Source organism: Anaerospora sp., from assembly GCF_032013335.1.
Classification (GTDB): Bacteria; Bacillota; Negativicutes; order Sporomusales; family DSM-15969; genus Anaerospora.
In genome coordinates this window covers 95,700-114,130 of record NZ_DALZUO010000009.1, presented here as the reverse complement: position 1 = coordinate 114,130, position 18,431 = coordinate 95,700, and the positions used below count along the sequence as shown (strand labels likewise).

The following is an 18,431-nucleotide window of genomic DNA, read 5'->3' as shown; positions in this document are numbered from 1 at the left end:
AGACTATATGTTTTGGAGGGCTGACATGGCAGTTTTTCATGTAAATCAAATAAAGGGGACTGAATTCCCTGCCGGGCGGCTGACCAAAGTGATTGCCGGACCAGGCGCTCTTGCCGAACCAGATCATTTCGTAATGGGCCAGGTTACCATATATCCAGGCGGAGAGATCCCCGTCCATCATCATGCGCAGGAAGAAATTTACTATATTGCCAAGGGAACGGGTATTTGCGAACTTGATGGTCAGCAGCATTCAATTGTTCAGGGCAGCTATATTCATATTCCTTCCCAGAGCCATCATTATTTAAAGAATACCGGTGAGGATGAGATGATCATGTTGTTTTGCTATGCCCCCAAGGGGATTGTTGAGCATTGGCAACAGGAACTTAGCCCGGTGGGAGGAAACGAATGAATATAATAAAATATGATATTTTAATAGTCGGTGGCGGCGGTGGGGCCTTGCGGGCAGCTATTGCAGCCAAAGAAGCGAATCCACAGCTGCAGGTTGCGTTGGCAACTAAAGGAATGCTTGGTAAAAGCGGAGTCACTGCCACAGCTTGCTCGGACCGCATGGCTTTTCATGCTGCACTTGCACATACCGAACCTGTAGGATCAGATTCCTGGAAATACCACGCTGATGACATTTATCGCATTGGCGGTAAGGTTTCCGATCACAATCTTGCAGAAGTGCTTGCAAGGGGAGGTAAGGAAGCTTTTGAGTTTCTGGATGAGCTGGGTGTTCCTTTTGCGAGAAAAGGTGGGACAGTTGATCAGTTTGTAACAGATGGATCTGAATATGCTCGGGCTTGTTATACGGGGCCGAAAACAGCAGTACACATTGAAGAGGCACTGATGCGTAAAATCAGTCAAATGGAAATTGCTATTCATCATTTCACGGCAGTTCATCAACTGATTGTGAAGGATGGACGTGTAATCGGTGCGTTGGCAGTACGTACGCAGGAGCATAATCCACAGCAGGCAGTTATCATTTTTGCTGCTCCGGCTGTTATTCTTGCTACCGGCGGCGGTGGCCTCATTTATGAGCATAACGTCTTCCCCGGCGGAATGACCGGCGATGGCTATGCAATGGCCTATGAGGCGGGAGCCGAATTGGTTAATATGGAATTTATACAGCTTGGTATTGCTTCAACGAAAACGCGTTTTAACTGCTCCGGCAGTATGATGCGCGCATTGCCTCGTTTAATTAATGATGCAGGCGAAGAAATTCTTGCGAAATACTTCCCGCAAGGGACAGCTTCCGACGAGATTTTTGATACGTTGTTTAAAAAAGGTGCCAGCTGGCCCGTTAGCTATGAGCACAAAACCCATATTATAGACGTAGCCTTATATAAGGAATGGCAGGCCGGCAGAAAAGTATACCTGGATTACAGCAAAAACCCGGCAGGATTTGTGTTTGATCAGCTAACCGCAGATGTTCAGGAACGCTACCAATCTGAGATCCGCGTAGATTTGGGCATGGAAAGACGCCGCCAGTCGCCGCTGTACCGCTTAATGGAGATCAATCCGGCTTCTATCGAGTGGTTTTTAGAGCGCGGTATTGATATAGCGAAAGGAGAGGCTGTGGAAGTGGCCGCCTGTGCCCAGCATTTTCAAGGCGGTATAAAAATTAACGAACAAGCGCGCAGTACTGTTGCCGGTTTGTGGGCTGTCGGCGAAACGGCAGGGGGCCAGCACGGTGCTAACCGCCCAGGCGGGAATGCGTTGCTCGATTGCCAGGTGTTCGGCAAAATAGCCGGTGAAGATGCAGCAGCTAAGCCAGAAAGCCTGAGCAGTGATGATATGGCTTATATCGATAAAGCCGGTATGCAGTTTGCTAGCGCCATAACCGGACTAACGAAAGGTGATATGGCTGCTACTGCTATGCGTCAAACCTTGCAACGAATTATGAAACAAAGTGCCAGCATTATTCGTACACAAGCAGGGCTGTCTCAGGGAGAAAAAGAACTAACTGAGCTTGGCACACACGTCCCTTTGATTGATGAAAAAGGTCTTGCGTACTGCCTGGAGACTAAGGATATGCTGATAACCGCTGCAATGGTGCTGGCGGCTGCAGCCAAGCGGGATGAAAGCCGTGGACCTCATCTCAGGTTTGCCAGCTTTGAGGATAATACACCAATTGGCAGGCAAGATCCTGAATGGCAGCAATATATTGTTGTCAGGAAAAGTGCGCAGGGGTTAATTCTCGATGTGCGCAAGCCGATTGGATAAGGAGATGTGCATTTATTTGTTTAGCGGAATAGAGCATACGGCTATAGCTGCCCGCGATAGTCAGGCATTAGCCGACTGGTACCTAGGTTTGTTTGGTTTTCGCATTGTTTATAGCAGTGGCACTAACCCACCAGTATATATGTTGAAAGCACCTGATGGAACAATGCTGGAAATACTTCCTGCCGAAGGCGGGCAGGTGAGTGAATATAAGACTAAGCAGGCAGGAATACGCCATTTGGCTTTTACGGTAACTGATTTTGCTGCAGCTTATCACTATTTGGAAAAGCGCGGTATTGTTTTCTTTGAGATCCGGGAGGCGGCAACAATGAAACTGGCTTTTTTCCGTGATCCGGAGGGAAACATTTTGCATTTAATGTGGCGGCCGCAGGTTTTGAATTAATTGTAAAGAAGAGCAGGGCATCTCAGTAAACCTGGGATACCTTGCTCTTTTTAGTCTGTATCAGTAATTAAGTTTTAAGAAGCTGGGAGACAAAGATTTAGGACTCTGTACTTTTGTCTTGACACAAAAGTACCAAAAAGTCAAGACCTGTACAAAAATAGCCTTGGAAACAGACCAACCTTCGGGACGGCAATTTTTGTAAGGGTCGTAAGATACGAAAAACAAGGAACCTGCGTTTCCAGTTATCTCGCCCCTTCGGCCCTTACGTTAAGAAATCCGTTCTGTTTGAGCGTTAGCGGAGTTTAACGGATTTTAGTAAGGTGACTTTTTTCCAAGTCTTTTGGAAGACGGGCCTAGCATTTTTGGTACTTTTGTTGCAATGACAAAAGTACGAACGGGGGCTTTTTCTTCAGAGGAACTTCTCTCCTAGCTTACAGTAAGCCTGTAATGCTGTGAAACAGAATGATCAAAAATACCGTACTTGTTTTAATGATTGTCATTGCAAAAATATCTCCGTACGAGTCGCGATGTGTCATTCCGCAGACGGCAAGCAAGGTAATAACAGCGCCATTATGAGGCAGTGTATCCATACCGCCTGAAGCCATAGAGGCTACTCTGTGAAGAATTTGAGGGGACATGCCAATTGTGTTGGCCCAGGTCAGCCAGTCTTTAGCCAATAGATCAAGTGCAATTGACAACCCACCGGAGGCTGACCCGGTAACCCCCGCTAAAACATTGACAGTAACTGCTTCAGAGACTAGCGGTGATCCACCAATTTTAATTGACATTAAAGCACCTGAGATTGCTTTAAAGCCAGGCAACGAAGCAATAACATTACCGTAACCCACTTCGGAGGCGGTATTCATAATTGCCAGCAACGATCCAATTGCACCGGCATTCAGTGACTTAGCCAATCCGCCTCCAGGCAAACGGCTCCAGCCCAGTAATATGGTTAACAGAATGCCAACGACGAGAGCAATGATCAATGACCAGCTGCTGATTACATTTTTGACGGCAGGTGCCACTAACGGCAGATTCATTGCTTGGAAAGGCTGTAAGGTGGCCGGGTTCCAGGTAAACATATTATTAAGGAAGAAGTTTACTACTAATACGGCAAGAAGTGGTAATGCGCCAACATACCAAGGGGGCAAATCGACTGCCGATTGCTCAGCTTCGGGCTCATTCAAGGTATGTTTTCCATAGCCTTCGCCTGCAGCAGCGGCTGCTTTCCTGCGGTGCTCCATCCAGGTGACTCCCAGAATCAGTATGGTTAGGCCGCCTAATATACCAGAGATTGGTGCGGCATAAATCGTTGTGCCAAAGTAGTTTGTTGGAATAATGTTTTGAATCTGCGGTGTACCCGGGAAAGAATCCATTGTAAAGGTAAAAGCGCCTAAGGCTACAGAGCCGGGAACGAGGCGCTTGGGAATATCAGCTTCTCTAAATAAAGCTGCAGCAAAAGGATATACGGCAAAAACTACGACAAATAAACTGACGCCGCCATAGGTAAGAACGGCTCCGGCTAAGACAACAGACAGAATTGCCCGCTCTTTCCCCAGACTGCTAATAATCGCTCTGGAGATACTTTTTGCCAAACCGGTGTCTTCCATAATCTTGCCAAAAACGGCACCAAGTAAAAAGATCGGAAAATAAGACTTAATATACGTTACGCCCTTTGCCATAAAAAGTTCCGTATAGGCCGGCATCAACGGCAAACCGGAAAGTGAGGCAGCGAGCAACGCAAAAACCGGAGCAAATAAAATAACCGAAAATCCTCTGTAAGCGAAAAACATGAGCAGAAATAGGCTAAGAATAATGCCAATCTCTTGCATACTATTACCCTCCATTCAGTCGTAAACGTTATTTTAGACCTATAGGTCATTCAAATTACTGGTATTATAACCAAATTACGGTATTTTAAATCAAGAAAAAAATTAATTTAAATAATAAAAGACCTGATCCCAAGCAGTGGGCATCAGGTCTTCAAAAAGATTAACTGCTAACTAAGGGGCTGTTCTGATGGGGAAGCCAAAAATTCGACATTGGGATTTCGTTCTTTTGCCCAATTAAGCTGCCATTCATTACTGATCAGTACCAGAGGCCGTTCTTTAATATCTTCGACTAGCATCCCATTGTCAAGGCCTTTAAGGGTTTTAAGATCTAAGCTTTCACCTTCCAGCCAGCGGGCTACGCTGTAAGGCAGATGATGCATAAGCAGGTCGACGCCATATTCCTGTTTAAGGCGATACTCAAGGACATCAAATTGCAGACTGCCAACAGCGCCAACAATAAAGGACTCAATGACATAGGGCTGACGGAAAATTTGTACAGCCCCTTCCTGGGCCAACTGAGTCATGCCTTTGACAAACTGTTTGCGCTTCATGGTGTCTTTGGCTTGTACCCTGGCAAAATGTTCAGGGGGAAATACGGGAAAGTCCTGAAAGCGAAATTGTTTACCTGGCTGGCAAAGTGTGTCACCTACACCAAACGTACCAGGATCAAAAAGCCCGATAATGTCGCCAGGGAATGCTTCGTCTACAATGGTCCTTTCCTGGGCCAAAAACTGCTGCGGCTGGCTGAGTTTAATGATTTTGCCGGATTGGACATGGTGAACAGGCATACCCCGTTCGAATTTACCGGAGCAAATGCGCATAAAGACAATGCGATCGCGATGAGCAGGATTCATATTTGCCTGAATTTTAAAAATTAGGGCTGAAAAATCGCTGCTTGCAGGATTAATAGGACCTTCAGAGGAAAGACGGGGCATTGGAGGCGGAGCAAGCTGCAAAAATTCCTCCAGAAAAGGCTGAACACCAAAATTAGTCATGGCGCTGCCGAAGAACATCGGTGTTAATTCTCCATGGGCAACTTTTTCAAAGTCGAATTCATCTCCGGCCATATCTAATAAGGCAATGTCATCACAGAGCGCCTGGTGAACATCTTCACCCAATAACTGGCGGAAAGCGGGATCATCAACACTGCCCACCTTTGACGCCAGAGCACGCTGACCGTGAGAGCCATCCTTGTCAAAAAGCTCTACTTGTGCCAGCTTGCGGTTATAAACTCCTTTGTAGCTGCCGTCGATACCAACTGGCCAGTTCATCGGGAAGGCGCGGATACCAAGTACTTTTTCCAGCTCTTCCATCAGCTCAAAAGGGTTCTTGCCATACCTGTCAAGCTTATTGACAAAGGTGAAAATCGGTATACCACGTTGTTTACATACGCGGAAGAGCTTTTTTGTCTGCTCTTCGACGCCTTTTGCAACGTCAATGAGCATGACAGCACTATCGGCAGCCATTAATGTACGGTACGTATCTTCGCTGAAGTCCTGATGACCAGGCGTGTCAAGAATATTGACCCTAAAGCCCTGATAGTCAAATTGAAGTACACTGGAAGTAACAGAAATCCCTCTTTGTTTTTCGATTTCCATCCAGTCTGATACAGCATGCTTTTGTGTTTTGCGTGCTTTTACAGAACCGGCAAGGTGAATTGCGCCTCCGTAGAGCAGCAATTTTTCCGTCAAAGTAGTCTTACCGGCGTCAGGATGAGAAATAATTGCAAAGGTACGCCGTTTATTGAGTGCATTCGTGATGTCAGACATGTATTTCCTCCGGTTTATTGTCTATCGTAAGATAAGCAATTTCTTGATTTACCCAAAAATTATACCCTTTTTTTGTGCTTACAGCAAGGCTTTACGCGGTCTGGACAGCTTGTTTGGCAGGATTTTATTTACTAATATCGAATAAGTAAGATTCTGATGTTACATATCGTTCAAAACTAGAGAAAACGTAGTTGGAAAGTCAGAGAAAAATTATCTTTCTGCCAAGATTAAATAGGATTACTTGAGACCGTTTGGAGCCCTCGGGCTTGAGAGCGGTCTTGCTTAACTATGAGGTGCTATTGTGCGTTTATTCATTGCCGAAAAACCCAGTATGGCGGCAGAACTTAGTAAGTGCCTGCCAGGACCGCTAAGCCGAAAAGACGGTTATATCATCACGGGTGGCGGCGTAGTTACCTGGGCTTTCGGGCATATTTTGCGGCAGGCTGAGCCTGCTGAATACGATGAAAAGTATAAAAAATGGCGAATTGAAGATTTGCCCATTATTCCCGCAACATGGAATTTGCTTGTTGTCGACTCATGCCGCAAGCAGTTTGCCATTATAGAGAATTTAATCAATCAGGCAACAGAAATTGTTCATGCCGGTGACCCTGATAGAGAAGGTCAGCTGCTTATTGACGAGGTATTAGACTATCTTCACAATGAGAAGCCTGTTCATCGGATATTGCTTAATGCTCTTGATGAAAAGAGTATCAAAAAAGCAATTAGTACATTACGGGAAAATCAGGATTTTTACAATCTGAAGCAATCAGCCCTTGCCAGAGCGCGGGCTGACTGGCTGATTGGCATGAATCTTTCCCGTGCTTATACGCTGGCTGCACAGCGGGCCGGCCATCGGACAACGCTGCCGGTGGGACGTGTAAAAACACCGACACTGGCTTTGGTAGTGCGCCGGGAACGTGAATTAGCGGCCTTCAAGCCGGAAGAATATTTTACGGTTAAGGCTGATTTTAAACATGACAATGGAACATTTACTGCTTATTGGAAACCGGGGGAGGAGCAGCCGGGACGGGATAGTGAAGGCCGTCTAACAGACGGTACGGTTGCAAAGGCATTGCTGGCCAAAATAAAGAGTGTTTCATCTGGCCAAATCGTTTTGTGCGAAACGGCTGAGAAAAAAGATGCTCAGCGGCTGCCTTTATCGCTTTCTTCTTTGCAGGTGATAGCCGGCAGGAAATTCGGCTATGATCCACAGCTGGTGCTTGATACCGCTCAGACTTTATACGAGCGGAAGCTTACGACCTATCCACGCTCGGACTGTGACTTTCTGCCTGAATCGCAGCATGGTGACGGCGCGATTATCCTGGAAAATCTTAGTGACGGCAGTCATACTGAATTGGCCGGATGGGCGGCAGAGGCTGACCGGACAATAAAAAGCCGGGCCTGGAACGACAAGAAGATTACGGCTCATCATGCTATTATTCCAACGGTAGAAAAATGCAATCTTGCAGCGCTGAATGATGCGCAGAAGAATATCTACTTTCTTATTGCCCAAAGTTATATTGCCCAGTTTTTTCCTGTTCATGTGTATAATCAAACCCGGGTGGAGCTTGAGCACAATGGAGAAGTCTTCACGGCCAGCGGCCGTGTAGTCGTTGAATTAGGCTGGAAAAAAGTGTTTGCAGCTGATACCGATGAAAAAGACGATAAAAAAGAAGAAGACGGTGGCATGCTTCCGGCCATGGTTAAAGGCGACATTACTGAGCTGTTGAGTATTAAGGCAGATAAAAAATCAACAAAACCTCCTGTGCGCTTTACGGCAGCAACGCTTTTGGCAGCAATGAAAGAAATTCACAAATACGTTAAAAATCCTGACCTGAAGAAGCGGCTGAAAGATGTGTCAGGTATTGGTACAGAAGCTACCAGGGCGACAATAATCAAAGAATTGATTGACCGCCGCTTTCTCCAAGAAGAGAAGAAGAAAAAATATCTGATTCCTACCGATTCAGCGTATTTGCTAATTGATGCACTTCCTGATGAAATGACCTATCCTGATTCAACTGCTCTTTGGGAAAACATCCTTCATCGCATGGCTGAGGGCAGTGAGAATCTTGCAGTCTTTCTGGAGCAGCAGGCGAAGTTTACCAGTAACTTGTGCAATATTGCCAAGGAACAAAGTATTCCCTTAAAAGAGGGGCATGTTTGCCCCCGATGTGGTCAGGGAGTTTTACAGCCTCGCAATGGCCGGAATGGACCGTTCTGGGGATGCTCACGTTATCCCGAATGCAAAGGCGCTTACGATGATGATCAAGGTAAGCCCAAAAAACCGGAACATCCTTGTCCGCGCTGCAACCAAGGCAGCCTGCAGCTGCGCAAAGGAAAAAACGGCGACTTCTGGGGGTGTACCCGCTTCCCTGCCTGCCGGGCAAGCTGTGATGATGATCAGGGCAAGCCACGTCTTGTGGTACAAGCGTCTGCCCAGGCAATTACAGCTCCATAAAAAAGGACCGATACTCCCAATGGGAGTATCGGTCCTTTTGCTTTTAACGTTTAGCAGTACGGCGTTTTGCAGGTCCTTGTTTCTTGAATGCTGCTCCGACCGCAGCCTTTTCTTCTTTGGGCTTACGGCGGCTGCGTAAATTACTGCCACCGTGGTTGAGACGTTTCTTTTCATTCGGTTTTCCGGCTGCTGTTTTGGGGCGGGATTCACCTGCAGGAAGCGGCGATTCTTTTGGTGCATTTTTAATAACTTTTTTACCGCTGGCCGTATACTTTTCCAGCGTTGAACGGATACCCTGTTCAATCATTCTGAGATAAGTTCGTTCCTCCGGTACGACAAAGGTAATTGCCATACCTGTTTCCCCGGCCCGGCCTGTGCGTCCGATACGATGGATATAGCTTTCCACATCATGAGGAATATCATAATTGAAGACGTGAGTAATACCCTCAATATCTAGTCCTCTGGCAGCGATGTCGGTGGCAACTAGTACTTGCAGCTTGGCACTGCTGAAGCGGCGCATTACCTGGGTACGTTTCGCTTGTGACAAGTCACCGTGCAGCTCGTCGGCATTAACGCCGCGCTGCACAAGTGCTGCCGTAAGTTCACTGGCGCGTTGTTTAGTGTGACAAAATACAATAGCCAGGTAGGGCTGATATTCTTCAATCATGCGGCAGAGTTTGTCCAATTTACCTAGCTCGGGAGTTTCCACGATCGTTTGTTTGATTTCATCGAGCGTGACATTTTGTGTTTTTATGCGAATATCAGCAGGTTTTTCCATATAACGGGTGGAAAGGGATCGGATTTTAGGCGGCATAGTGGCTGAGAAAAGCATAGTCTGTCTTTTGCTTGATGTTTGGCGGATAATTTCTTCCACTTCATCAAGAAAGCCCATATGCAGCATTTGGTCGGCTTCATCCAGTACCAGCTTAGTTACCCGTGCTACATCCAAAGTCTTGCGGCGCATATGATCAAGAATACGGCCGGGAGTACCGATAACCAGCTGCGGATGGCCCTTCAATTTTTTCAGTTGAGGATCTAAAGCCTGTCCTCCATAAACGGATAAAACCTCAATGCCAATAATAGGCGCCAGTTTTTGCGCCTCAGAAGTAATTTGCGCTGCCAATTCTCTGGTAGGCGTGATAATCAGAGCCTGTGTATACGAACCGGCTGTTTTAATATTCTCTAAAATAGGCAGTAAAAAGGCAAGCGTCTTACCCGTTCCTGTCTGCGCCTGAGCCATTACATCTTTACCGGTCAACAGCACCGGAATTGCTTGTATTTGAATGGGAGTAGGCTCGACAATGCCGGTTTGCTTTAAGTATTCATTTAGTTCGGGCCTAATTCCAAGTGATGAAAAGTTTATTGTCATGAAAGCACCTTTCTTTTCCATTTAATCTACCCGTCATTATACCAGTTTGTGCAGGGAATGAATAGCCTATGCTGAAGTTATCTGTTTTCTAATTAGTATTTGAGCTGAGAAGGGATATTTCAACATATAAAGAAAGAAGAAATACCAGTATTTGTTAGGAGGGTTACATTATGCTGTTTACTCCGTTTACCGTGAGAGATTTGAAGTTGAAAAATCGCATCGTCATGCCGCCCATGTGCATGTATTCGGCCGGTAATGACGGACAGGCAACCGACTGGCATTATGCCCATTATGTAACACGGGCAGTTGGACAGGCAGGACTGATTATTGTAGAGGCAACGGGAATAGAAGAGGCGGGCAGAATATCAGCCAATGATCTGGGATTGTGGAATGACGGACAAATCGATAGTTTAAAACGAATCGTTGCTGCTGTCCAGCAAGCTGGCAGTAAAATTGCAGTTCAACTCAATCATGCCGGTCGTAAATGTGAAGTGCCCGAATTGGAAATTGTGGCACCTTCTGCTATTTCTTTCAGTAAAGACAGCCGTAAGCCTAAAGCGTTATCGGCTGACGAAATACACAGGATTGTGGAGAAATTCCGATTAGCTGCACAGCGGGCAGTAAAAGCCGGATTTGATGCCATCGAAATACATGGTGCCCATGGCTATTTGCTGAATCAATTTTTGTCTCCATTGGCAAATCAACGTATGGATCAATATGGTGGCTCGGCGGAAAACCGTGTAAGAATGCTCGGACAGGTGGTAGAGGCTGTCCGAAGTGTTATGCCTGATGGTATGCCCCTGTTTGTGCGGGTATCGGCTCACGATTATGAGACGGGCGGTAATACTCCGGAATCGGTTTCTGAGATGTTGAATTTAATAAAGAATAAAGGCATTGATGTGATTCATGTCAGCTCTGGAGCGGTAACACCGGCAGTTCCTAGAGTTTATCCGGGCTATCAGATTGGATTTGCAGTTGCAATTAAGGAATTAACCGGACTTCCCGTTATCGGCGGCGGACTAATTACGGAACCCTTGCAGGCCGAGCGCATTATCAAAGCAGACGTTGACATGGTATTCTTAGCACGTGAGTTGCTGCGCAACCCATATTGGCCTTTGCAGGCAGCGAGAGAGCTCGGTGTAAAAACGGACTGGCCGGTACCCTACGAACGGGCAAAGTAGCCATATATCAAAATAAAACCATTGCATAATTAGCTGAAACCTATCAGCCAAGTATTTGCAATGGTTTATCTTATTTTCTTTTCTCCTGAGGCTATTTGTTTTTGCCGAAATCCGTTGTGCCAAACCCTTTAGTTGGAAAGGCGCAATTTTCCGGAGCGATTTCAGTTCTATCAGTTCGAGCGAAACCCATGCCTGCAGTACTGCAATCTACAGCAGGTGTATCGACTTGCGTAACTTCTTCTTCCTCACCGAAATCAGTCGTGCCAAATCCTCTCGCTGGTAATCCACAACTCTCTGGAGCAGTCGGCGTATTTCCTGTACGGGCAAACCCCATACCGGCAGTGCTGCAATCTACCATAGTTTTCTCATCATTCTTGGTCATGTTAATAATCCTCCTTGATTAGTAAATCATTTTTACGGAGCCTGTTGAATGTTAGCATGTGGGATAGCAATCTTCTGAGGTTGAATGTGGAAGGCTCTGCTAGGGTGTCTGCATAGTTTAATATATCCTATTCGCTTAATGTAAAATTATTCTTTTATGGTATTTTGAACTTAAAAAAATTCACTACTTTAAAATGATGATTATTCCCTGAAGAGGGTTGGAAAATAACGGCTGGAAGTCCTTTTATGGATCTCCAGCCGTTTAACTTTTCTATATATTGTCGTGTTATAAGCTGCAGATTTTGTAAATGATCAGAAGCCTATTTCAGCATAGACAGCTAAGATAAGGATCTTTCCAGATCTTCCGCATCCAAATATAAGCCTGCTATTGTTCGTGATGTTTTCTGGGGAACCTCGCTGGTAATAGTATCTTCTACCGCAAAAGTGTCAGTTTGAATAGAGCCGTGAGTAAGTTCGTCCTCTTCAGGCATAACTGTTAACCCCCTAAACAATACTTCTATAAGTAGTGTACCCGCAAAAGTACCAAATAGATACCAGTAGCTATGATAAATAACCGAAAATCAGCAAAGAATATAGCCGGAATGAAATGCAGCGACCGAAATAAGGAGGCATACTAATGACAAAATACAACCCCGTAACAGACGCAATCAGGAAAGAACTGCAAAATATCGTAGGTACAAAATATGTACTAAGCGATGAAGAGCGGATGGAGCCTTATTCTCATGATGAAGTTACCGATCCGAAGTATGTAAAAATGCCGGAAGTGGTTGTTTTTCCGGAAAACGCCAAAGAAATAGCGGAAATTGTTAAACTCGCCAACAGGGAAATTGTTCCTATTATACCGCGTGGTGCCGGGACGGGACTAGCGAGCGGTGCTGTTCCTTTCAAGGGAGGCATTGTCTTGTCGTTGGAACGGATGAATAAGATTTTGGAAATTGACACGGAAACGATGTTCATGGTAGTGGAGCCTGGCGTAACAACCGCTGAAGTACAGAAAGCAGCCAATGAACGAGGATTTCTTTATGCAGGAGATCCGTGCAGCGGTGATAGTTCCTTTATTGGTGGTAATGTTGCTACCAATGCGGGCGGCAATAAAGCTATTCGCTACGGCACGACACGCCAGCAGGTAAACGGTGTGGAGCTTGTCACTCCCGAAGGCGAGATTGTCACCTTTGGCGGCAAGTGCAAAAAAGATGCCACCGGATATAGTTTGTTAAATCTGGTGATTGGCTCGGAAGGTACTTTGGGAGTGATTACAAAGGCTTATCTTAAACTGGTGGCACTGCCAAAGAATGCAATGGATTTGCTAGCCGTTTTCCCCGACTTAAAAACAGCCATTGACATAGTGCCCAAAATAACTGCAGCGGGAATTACTCCTACCACAATCGAGTTTATGGATAATGAGGCCATCAAAACCGTAGAGGTTTTTTTGAGTGAAAAGCTTCCTCATAGTGACAAGGGTTACTATATTATCGTCACTGTTGAGGGAGATAATGAAGAAACTCTTGAAGATCAATGTGGTTTTATTGACGAACTCTGTTCGCAAAACGGTGCGTTGGAAGTATTGGTTGCTGACCCCGTAAAAATATGGAAAGCAAGAAAGTCCTATGCTGAAGCGGACCGGGCGCGCAGTCTTATTTTCTCGATGGAAGATATTGTAGTGCCGGTCAATGAAATACCCAGAGCTATTGAGAAAATCGCAGAGCTGGGGAAGAAGTATGGTAATATTGCAATTCATTGTGCCGGTCATGCCGGTGACGGTAATATTCATGCCAATATCCTCAAAGATGAGTTAAGTGACGACGAGTGGCACAAGAAGCTTCCTGCCCTTCAGGGAGAGATTTATCAGATGGTGTATGCTCTTGGCGGCAAACTTTCAGGAGAACACGGCATTGGTTATAAAAGGGTAAAGTTGCTAGAGGAATATGCTAACCCCACAGAAATCAAGCTGATGCGCAATATAAAGAAGTCATTTGACCCGAATCTGATCATGAATCCCGGTAAGGTGATAGAGGTATAGCGTAGGGGGAAGTTTTTATGAGTATATATACATCGGCTGTTATTGCCTTCCTCCCGTTATTGTGGCTGCTTGCCAGCTTAGGTGTGTTGAAGATGCCTGCGCACAAAGCAACCGTTATGGGGCTGGCAGCTAGCGCGATCATTGCAGTTCTGATCTGGAGCATGCCTGTTAATTTAATGTTTAAAGCTGCTTTAGAAGGAATTGTGATGGCATTATGGCCAATTTTGTGGGTTATACTGGCGGCAATCTTTACCTACAACGTTTCGGTTGAAACAGGGGCAATGGACAAAATGCGCGACCAGATTGCCTCACTGTCTGACGATAGGAGAATTCAAGCCCTGCTTATTGCATGGGGATTTGGAGCTTTTCTTGAGGCTGCCGCCGGATTTGGTACAGCAGTAGCTATTCCGGCGGCGATTCTGATCGGGCTGGGATTTGAGCCATTGGCTGCGGCCGTTCTTTGTCTAATTGCTAATACAGTTCCGGTTGCCTTTGGCGCGGTAGGAATTCCTGTAACAACATTGGCCCAGGTTGCTGATTTGCCTGTTATGGAGCTGACCTATGCGATTGCACTCCAGTTAACGCCCTTCGTTATTGTCATTCCTGCCGGACTGATTCTACTGATGACGCGAAATGTTGCCGGATTAAAAGGCGTCATGGGTGCAGCACTTGTTGCGGGTGTATCGTTTGCTATCCCACAGCTTTTAATTGCGAAATATGTTGGGCCCCAGCTAACCGCAATCGGTGCTTCAATTGTATCAATGGCAGCAACTGCCTTGTGGGCGAAGTACTTTCCACCGGACAAAATCTGGCATTTCCCCTTTGAAGCAGCCAAAGATATAACAGGAAGTAAAGCCGGTGTTCGTGCAGCTGATAATCAAACTTTTTTTGATCAGGCAGCTGCATGGGCTCCCTATCTGCTAATCCTGTTGTTTATCCTGCTAACAAGCCCGCTTGTACCGGCAGTAAATTCAGCATTTTCTCATATAAAGTCGTATATTTTAATCTATAACGGACCAGGCGGTAAGCCGCTGGCGATTGACTGGCTGCTAACGCCAGGCACACTTATTGTAATCGCTGCTATTATTGGAGGATTTATTCAGGGAGCATCAGCAGCAGGCTTGGTGAGAATTTTTTATAAAACGCTCATTAATCTAAAAAAGACTTCCGTTACTATCATATCAATTGTCGCCTTAGCCAAAATTATGTCCTATAGCGGAATGGTTGCTGCCATTGCCGTGGCTTTGGCCAAAGTAACCGGATCAGCTTATCCGATACTCGCTCCGGCACTGGGCGCTCTCGGAACTTTTGTGACAGGCAGTGACACCAGTGCCAATGTACTTTTCGGACCGTTGCAAAAGCAAACAGCATTGCAAATTGGTGTGGACCCCACCTGGATTGCAGCTTCTAATACAACTGGAGCTACTGCAGGGAAAATGATTTCGCCGCAAAGCATTGCTATTGCAACAACGGCGACTGGACAGAGTGGTAAAGAAGGGCAAATACTGGCAATCACGTTTAAGTATTGTCTTGGGTACGTCATTGTTGCCGGGCTGCTTGTCTATTTCTTCGCATAAGTCAAACACTGGATCATCGCAGACAAACTGAGAGTTTTGATCTCTCAGTTTGTTTTATTTTACATTGAAAAGGGTGATTGGTTCAAATTCTTCAGAAGACATACAATCAGTTTTTTTAGTGATATTATGGTTAAGTAAATTTTTTTTAAAAATAAGTAGGATTTTAAATATTTTTGTAGAAAATATCTTGCCGGAGCGTTATAATATGCTATGGAAAAGTCGGTATCGATTGTATGAACTGAACTGGTGAACTAGAAAAACATTAAAATACGACTTATATCCTTTCGGGGAATAAGAGCGGAGGGGAAGAAAAATGGCAAGTAAAGATTCAACACGGCAACTATTTCGTACAAGGCAGCTAACAGTGGTAGGTATGCTGTCATCAGTAAGTATTATTCTTGGTCTTACCGGTTATGGCTTTATTCCCTTGCCAATGGCTAAGGCAACAGTCATGCATATTCCGGTGGTTATTGGTGCTATCTTGGAGGGGCCTGCAGTTGGTGTAATGGTTGGCCTGTTATTCGGGTTATTCAGTATGTTTCAAAATATGGTGGCTCCTAATATCTTGTCCTTTGCCTTCTTAAATCCGCTTGTTTCGGTTTTACCACGAGTATTAATCGGATTAGTGGCTTATTATTGTTATAAAATGATGCCTGTGAAAAATGAAGCGATTAAAATAGGTACCGGGGCAGCTATCGCTTCGCTGGTAAATACGCTAGGTGTTCTTGGTATGATTTATCTTTTGTATGCGGCAGATTTTGCTGCGGCTCGTGGGATCAACCCAGATACTGTTCTTGCGGTGGTTGGGGGAATTGCAATGACTAACGGCATCCCTGAGGCTGTTATTTCAGCGATTATTACGATTCCCGTTATTCTAATGGTGAAGAAAGCTCGTCGCATGAATTAAAATTAGATAGTTTTTAAAAGGTCTGAATCCGGAATGGATTCAGACCTTTTTTTAATAACAACAATTTTTGACAAGGAAAGACGTTTATTTTATAGAATTCTTCTTTTAAAGACAACAATGATCAAATAATGAATAAATTGTAAATATATGACAGAGAACTGTCCCGAAATGTGAGGTAGCTGATGAGGAACGATACTAGGTCATCCAGGTTTCGCTTTCTTCTGCCTTTAGCCGAGCGGCTGCCGCTGCGGTTGGTGTTTTCACTGCCTTTTTTGCTGCAATTTTTTATGGCAATGTTGTTTACTGGGTTGCTGTTGTTTCAAAGCGGGCAGGATTCGGTACAAGCTGTTTTAAAAGAATTACGGCAGGAAGTTCTGGAACGGGTACAGGAGCAAGTAAGCCGGCAAATGCGGGAGCCCCTTAGACTAAATAGCTTGAATGCTGACGCTTGGCATTCGGAAATCTTAAGCTTTACTGACCCTATTGCACGTGATCGTTATTTTGTTAATCATATCCGGGCTTTTCCTGATGCAGCTATGACCTTCATCGGTCTTGCTGACGGATCTTTTTATGGTGCCCGGCGCAAATTGAACGGTGAAATTCAGGTGGTGCATAATAATCATACAACTGGCGGCGCTTCCTGGTATTTTCAAGTTTCCGATGTTGGCGATGCACTTGAAAAGCAAGAGGCTTTCCCCAATTTTGATCCTCGTACGAGACCGTGGTTTGAGGCGGCGAAGCTGGCAGGGAAGCCTGTTTTTAGTGCAGTATACCGGCATTTTGTGTTTTTAGAACCAACAGTTACGGCAACGCATCCTATTTTTGATACAGAGGGTAATTTGGTCGGCGTGTTCGGAGTCGATTATTTGCTATCCTGGCTGGGAAGGGCATTAAGCGATTTGCCGCTTGGTGCATCAGGGCAGGTATTCGTTACGGATAGTGAGGGGCTGCTTGTTGCTTCATCTGTCAGTAAAAGTCCTTTTGAAGAGCGCAATGGACGTATGGAAAGAATCAAGGCGGCTGACAGCAATAATGATATCTTGAGAATGGCCGCAAATACAGTTGCAAGGACAGTACCTGCTATCAGTCAAGCAGGAGCTTATGAGTTTAAGTTTCAGGATCAATCGTATTTTGTGGATGTACGAAATTTTCAGGAAAGCGGCATTAACTGGAATATCTATGTTGTATTGGCAGCTGATGATTTCCTCGGAGGACTGCGGAGTGTAGCTAACCGTACTGCCAGCTTGTCGATGCTATGCATGGTGCTGGTCTTTTTGCTGGCCATATGGACGGCGGGCTGGGTAACAAAACCGATTCAGCGGTTAAATACTGCGGCTCGAGAATTGGCAGAGGGCCGTCTTAAGCTGTTGCCAGATACCGAGAGGCGTGACGAATTAGGGGAGCTTAGCCGTTCTTTTAATACAATGGCTTGCCAGGTAACTGATTTGGTTACGAATTTAGAGGCCCGGGTTGCTGAGCGAACGCAGGATTTGACTGTCAAAACGGAACAAGAGGAGCGCTTACGGAAAACATTTTATGCAGAACTGGCTAAGGCTGGTAAGGTACAGCGAACCATGATACCTCCCGATTTCGCAAATAATTATTTACAGCTGCAGATTCTGTATGAGCCATGTCTATTAGTTAGTGGCGATACCTGCGGATACCGCTGGTTAAAAGATGATGTCCTTTTTGGCTATTTGATTGACGTCAATGGACATGGCGCGGCGACTGCTTTGCAGACTGCGGCCATGAATGTTATGATGCAGGAAACACTTCATTCTTTCAGTTCATTGTCTGAATGTATGGTCGAGTTGAATAATCGGGTTGCCGGTTATTTTGGTGATGATATTATTATTGCGGCTTTTTGTTTTGAAATGGACTTTACTCAGCGTGAGCTTCGCTATGTAGCGGCAGGAATTACGGAGTTTTTTGCAGATACTAGTACCGTTAAGGGAAGGGTTAAGACTCCTGGCCTGTTTTTAGGAGTAAGCAATCTGGCTCAGTTTGAAGTTCAGTCAATACCTTTGACAGAGGGAGACCGGCTTTGCTTTTATAGTGACGGCATTTCTGATGAGTTAGACAGGGGGCTGAAAATAGCGCCGGGAGGTAGTTTCACTCAATTGGTAGACTGTATTCGCATGGTCGCTGCTGAGGGAGTTACCCGCGATGATGTTACAGCGATGTGTATCGAATTAGGGGATGAGCGCGTGTGGAGAGTATAAGCTGCTTAGTAGTAAAAAACTTAAAAAGGGTACGCTGCAACTATTGTTTCAGCGTACCCCTTTTGACG

At 45.4% G+C, this 18,431-nt stretch carries 14 protein-coding genes; 9 read left to right on the top strand and 5 right to left on the bottom strand.

The window, feature by feature from the left end; genetic code table 11:
• The first annotated feature begins 25 nt into the window (after positions 1-25).
• Genes RTR76_RS09760 through RTR76_RS09750 form a run of 3 tightly spaced genes read left to right on the top strand, consistent with a single transcriptional unit; the run spans position 26 to position 2,626 of the window.
• A complete protein-coding gene (locus RTR76_RS09760; RefSeq protein WP_312519893.1) occupies positions 26-409 on the top strand; it encodes a dimethylsulfonioproprionate lyase family protein in 384 nt (127 codons plus the stop codon).
• On the top strand, positions 406-2,226 hold the full coding sequence (locus RTR76_RS09755) for an FAD-binding protein (RefSeq protein WP_312519890.1): 1,821 nt from the start codon (positions 406-408) through the stop codon (positions 2,224-2,226). The genes RTR76_RS09760 and RTR76_RS09755 overlap by 4 nt, the downstream gene beginning before the upstream one ends.
• 16 nt (positions 2,227-2,242) lie before the next feature.
• A complete protein-coding gene (locus RTR76_RS09750) occupies positions 2,243-2,626 on the top strand; it encodes a VOC family protein (protein ID WP_312519887.1) in 384 nt (127 codons plus the stop codon).
• 431 nt (positions 2,627-3,057) lie between these two features.
• Here the strand turns inward: RTR76_RS09750 and RTR76_RS09745 are convergent, their stop codons facing one another.
• Positions 3,058-4,458 (bottom strand): GntP family permease, encoded by a 1,401-nt coding sequence (locus RTR76_RS09745; protein ID WP_312519884.1) that lies wholly within the window; start codon positions 4,456-4,458, stop codon positions 3,058-3,060.
• Between the two features lie 167 nt (positions 4,459-4,625).
• Positions 4,626-6,227 (bottom strand): peptide chain release factor 3, encoded by a 1,602-nt coding sequence (locus RTR76_RS09740; RefSeq protein WP_312519881.1) that lies wholly within the window; start codon positions 6,225-6,227, stop codon positions 4,626-4,628.
• A gap of 301 nt (positions 6,228-6,528) precedes the next feature.
• On the opposite strand from RTR76_RS09740, the gene RTR76_RS09735 reads away from it, so the two are divergent.
• On the top strand, positions 6,529-8,685 hold the full coding sequence (locus RTR76_RS09735) for a DNA topoisomerase 3 (protein ID WP_312519878.1): 2,157 nt from the start codon (positions 6,529-6,531) through the stop codon (positions 8,683-8,685).
• Between the two features lie 43 nt (positions 8,686-8,728).
• Here RTR76_RS09735 and RTR76_RS09730 read toward each other — a convergent pair whose 3' ends face one another.
• Positions 8,729-10,075, bottom strand: a complete 1,347-nt coding sequence (locus tag RTR76_RS09730) for a DEAD/DEAH box helicase (RefSeq protein ID WP_312519875.1) — start codon at positions 10,073-10,075, stop codon at positions 8,729-8,731.
• Between the two features lie 149 nt (positions 10,076-10,224).
• On the opposite strand from RTR76_RS09730, the gene namA reads away from it, so the two are divergent.
• Positions 10,225-11,235 carry an NADPH dehydrogenase NamA gene (namA, locus tag RTR76_RS09725; RefSeq protein WP_312519872.1) on the top strand — a complete coding sequence of 337 codons (1,011 nt, stop codon included), beginning with the start codon at positions 10,225-10,227 and terminating at the stop codon, positions 11,233-11,235.
• 91 nt (positions 11,236-11,326) lie between these two features.
• On the opposite strand, the gene RTR76_RS09720 is transcribed toward namA, so the two are convergent.
• Both RTR76_RS09720 and RTR76_RS09715 read right to left on the bottom strand, forming a co-directional pair.
• Positions 11,327-11,617: a hypothetical protein gene (locus tag RTR76_RS09720; protein WP_312519870.1), complete on the bottom strand. Its 291-nt coding sequence runs from the start codon at positions 11,615-11,617 to the stop codon at positions 11,327-11,329.
• A 337-nt stretch (positions 11,618-11,954) separates the two neighbouring features.
• A complete protein-coding gene (locus tag RTR76_RS09715; protein WP_312519868.1) occupies positions 11,955-12,107 on the bottom strand; it encodes a hypothetical protein in 153 nt (50 codons plus the stop codon).
• 146 nt (positions 12,108-12,253) lie between these two features.
• Between RTR76_RS09715 and RTR76_RS09710 the strand changes: the two genes are divergently transcribed.
• The 4 genes from RTR76_RS09710 to RTR76_RS09695 all read left to right on the top strand — a co-directional run bounded on the left by RTR76_RS09710 (position 12,254) and on the right by RTR76_RS09695 (position 18,363).
• The gene (locus RTR76_RS09710; protein WP_312519865.1) at positions 12,254-13,657 is read left to right on the top strand and encodes an FAD-binding oxidoreductase; all 1,404 of its coding nucleotides are present in this window, start codon (positions 12,254-12,256) and stop codon (positions 13,655-13,657) included.
• Positions 13,658-13,674: 17 nt separating this feature from the next.
• Complete coding sequence (locus RTR76_RS09705) at positions 13,675-15,234, top strand: L-lactate permease (RefSeq protein ID WP_312519862.1); 1,560 nt, start codon at positions 13,675-13,677, stop codon at positions 15,232-15,234.
• 313 nt (positions 15,235-15,547) lie between these two features.
• Complete coding sequence (locus RTR76_RS09700) at positions 15,548-16,141, top strand: ECF transporter S component (protein ID WP_312519859.1); 594 nt, start codon at positions 15,548-15,550, stop codon at positions 16,139-16,141.
• A 182-nt stretch (positions 16,142-16,323) separates the two neighbouring features.
• A complete protein-coding gene (locus tag RTR76_RS09695) occupies positions 16,324-18,363 on the top strand; it encodes a SpoIIE family protein phosphatase (RefSeq protein WP_312519856.1) in 2,040 nt (679 codons plus the stop codon).
• Positions 18,364-18,431: the final 68 nt, after the last annotated feature.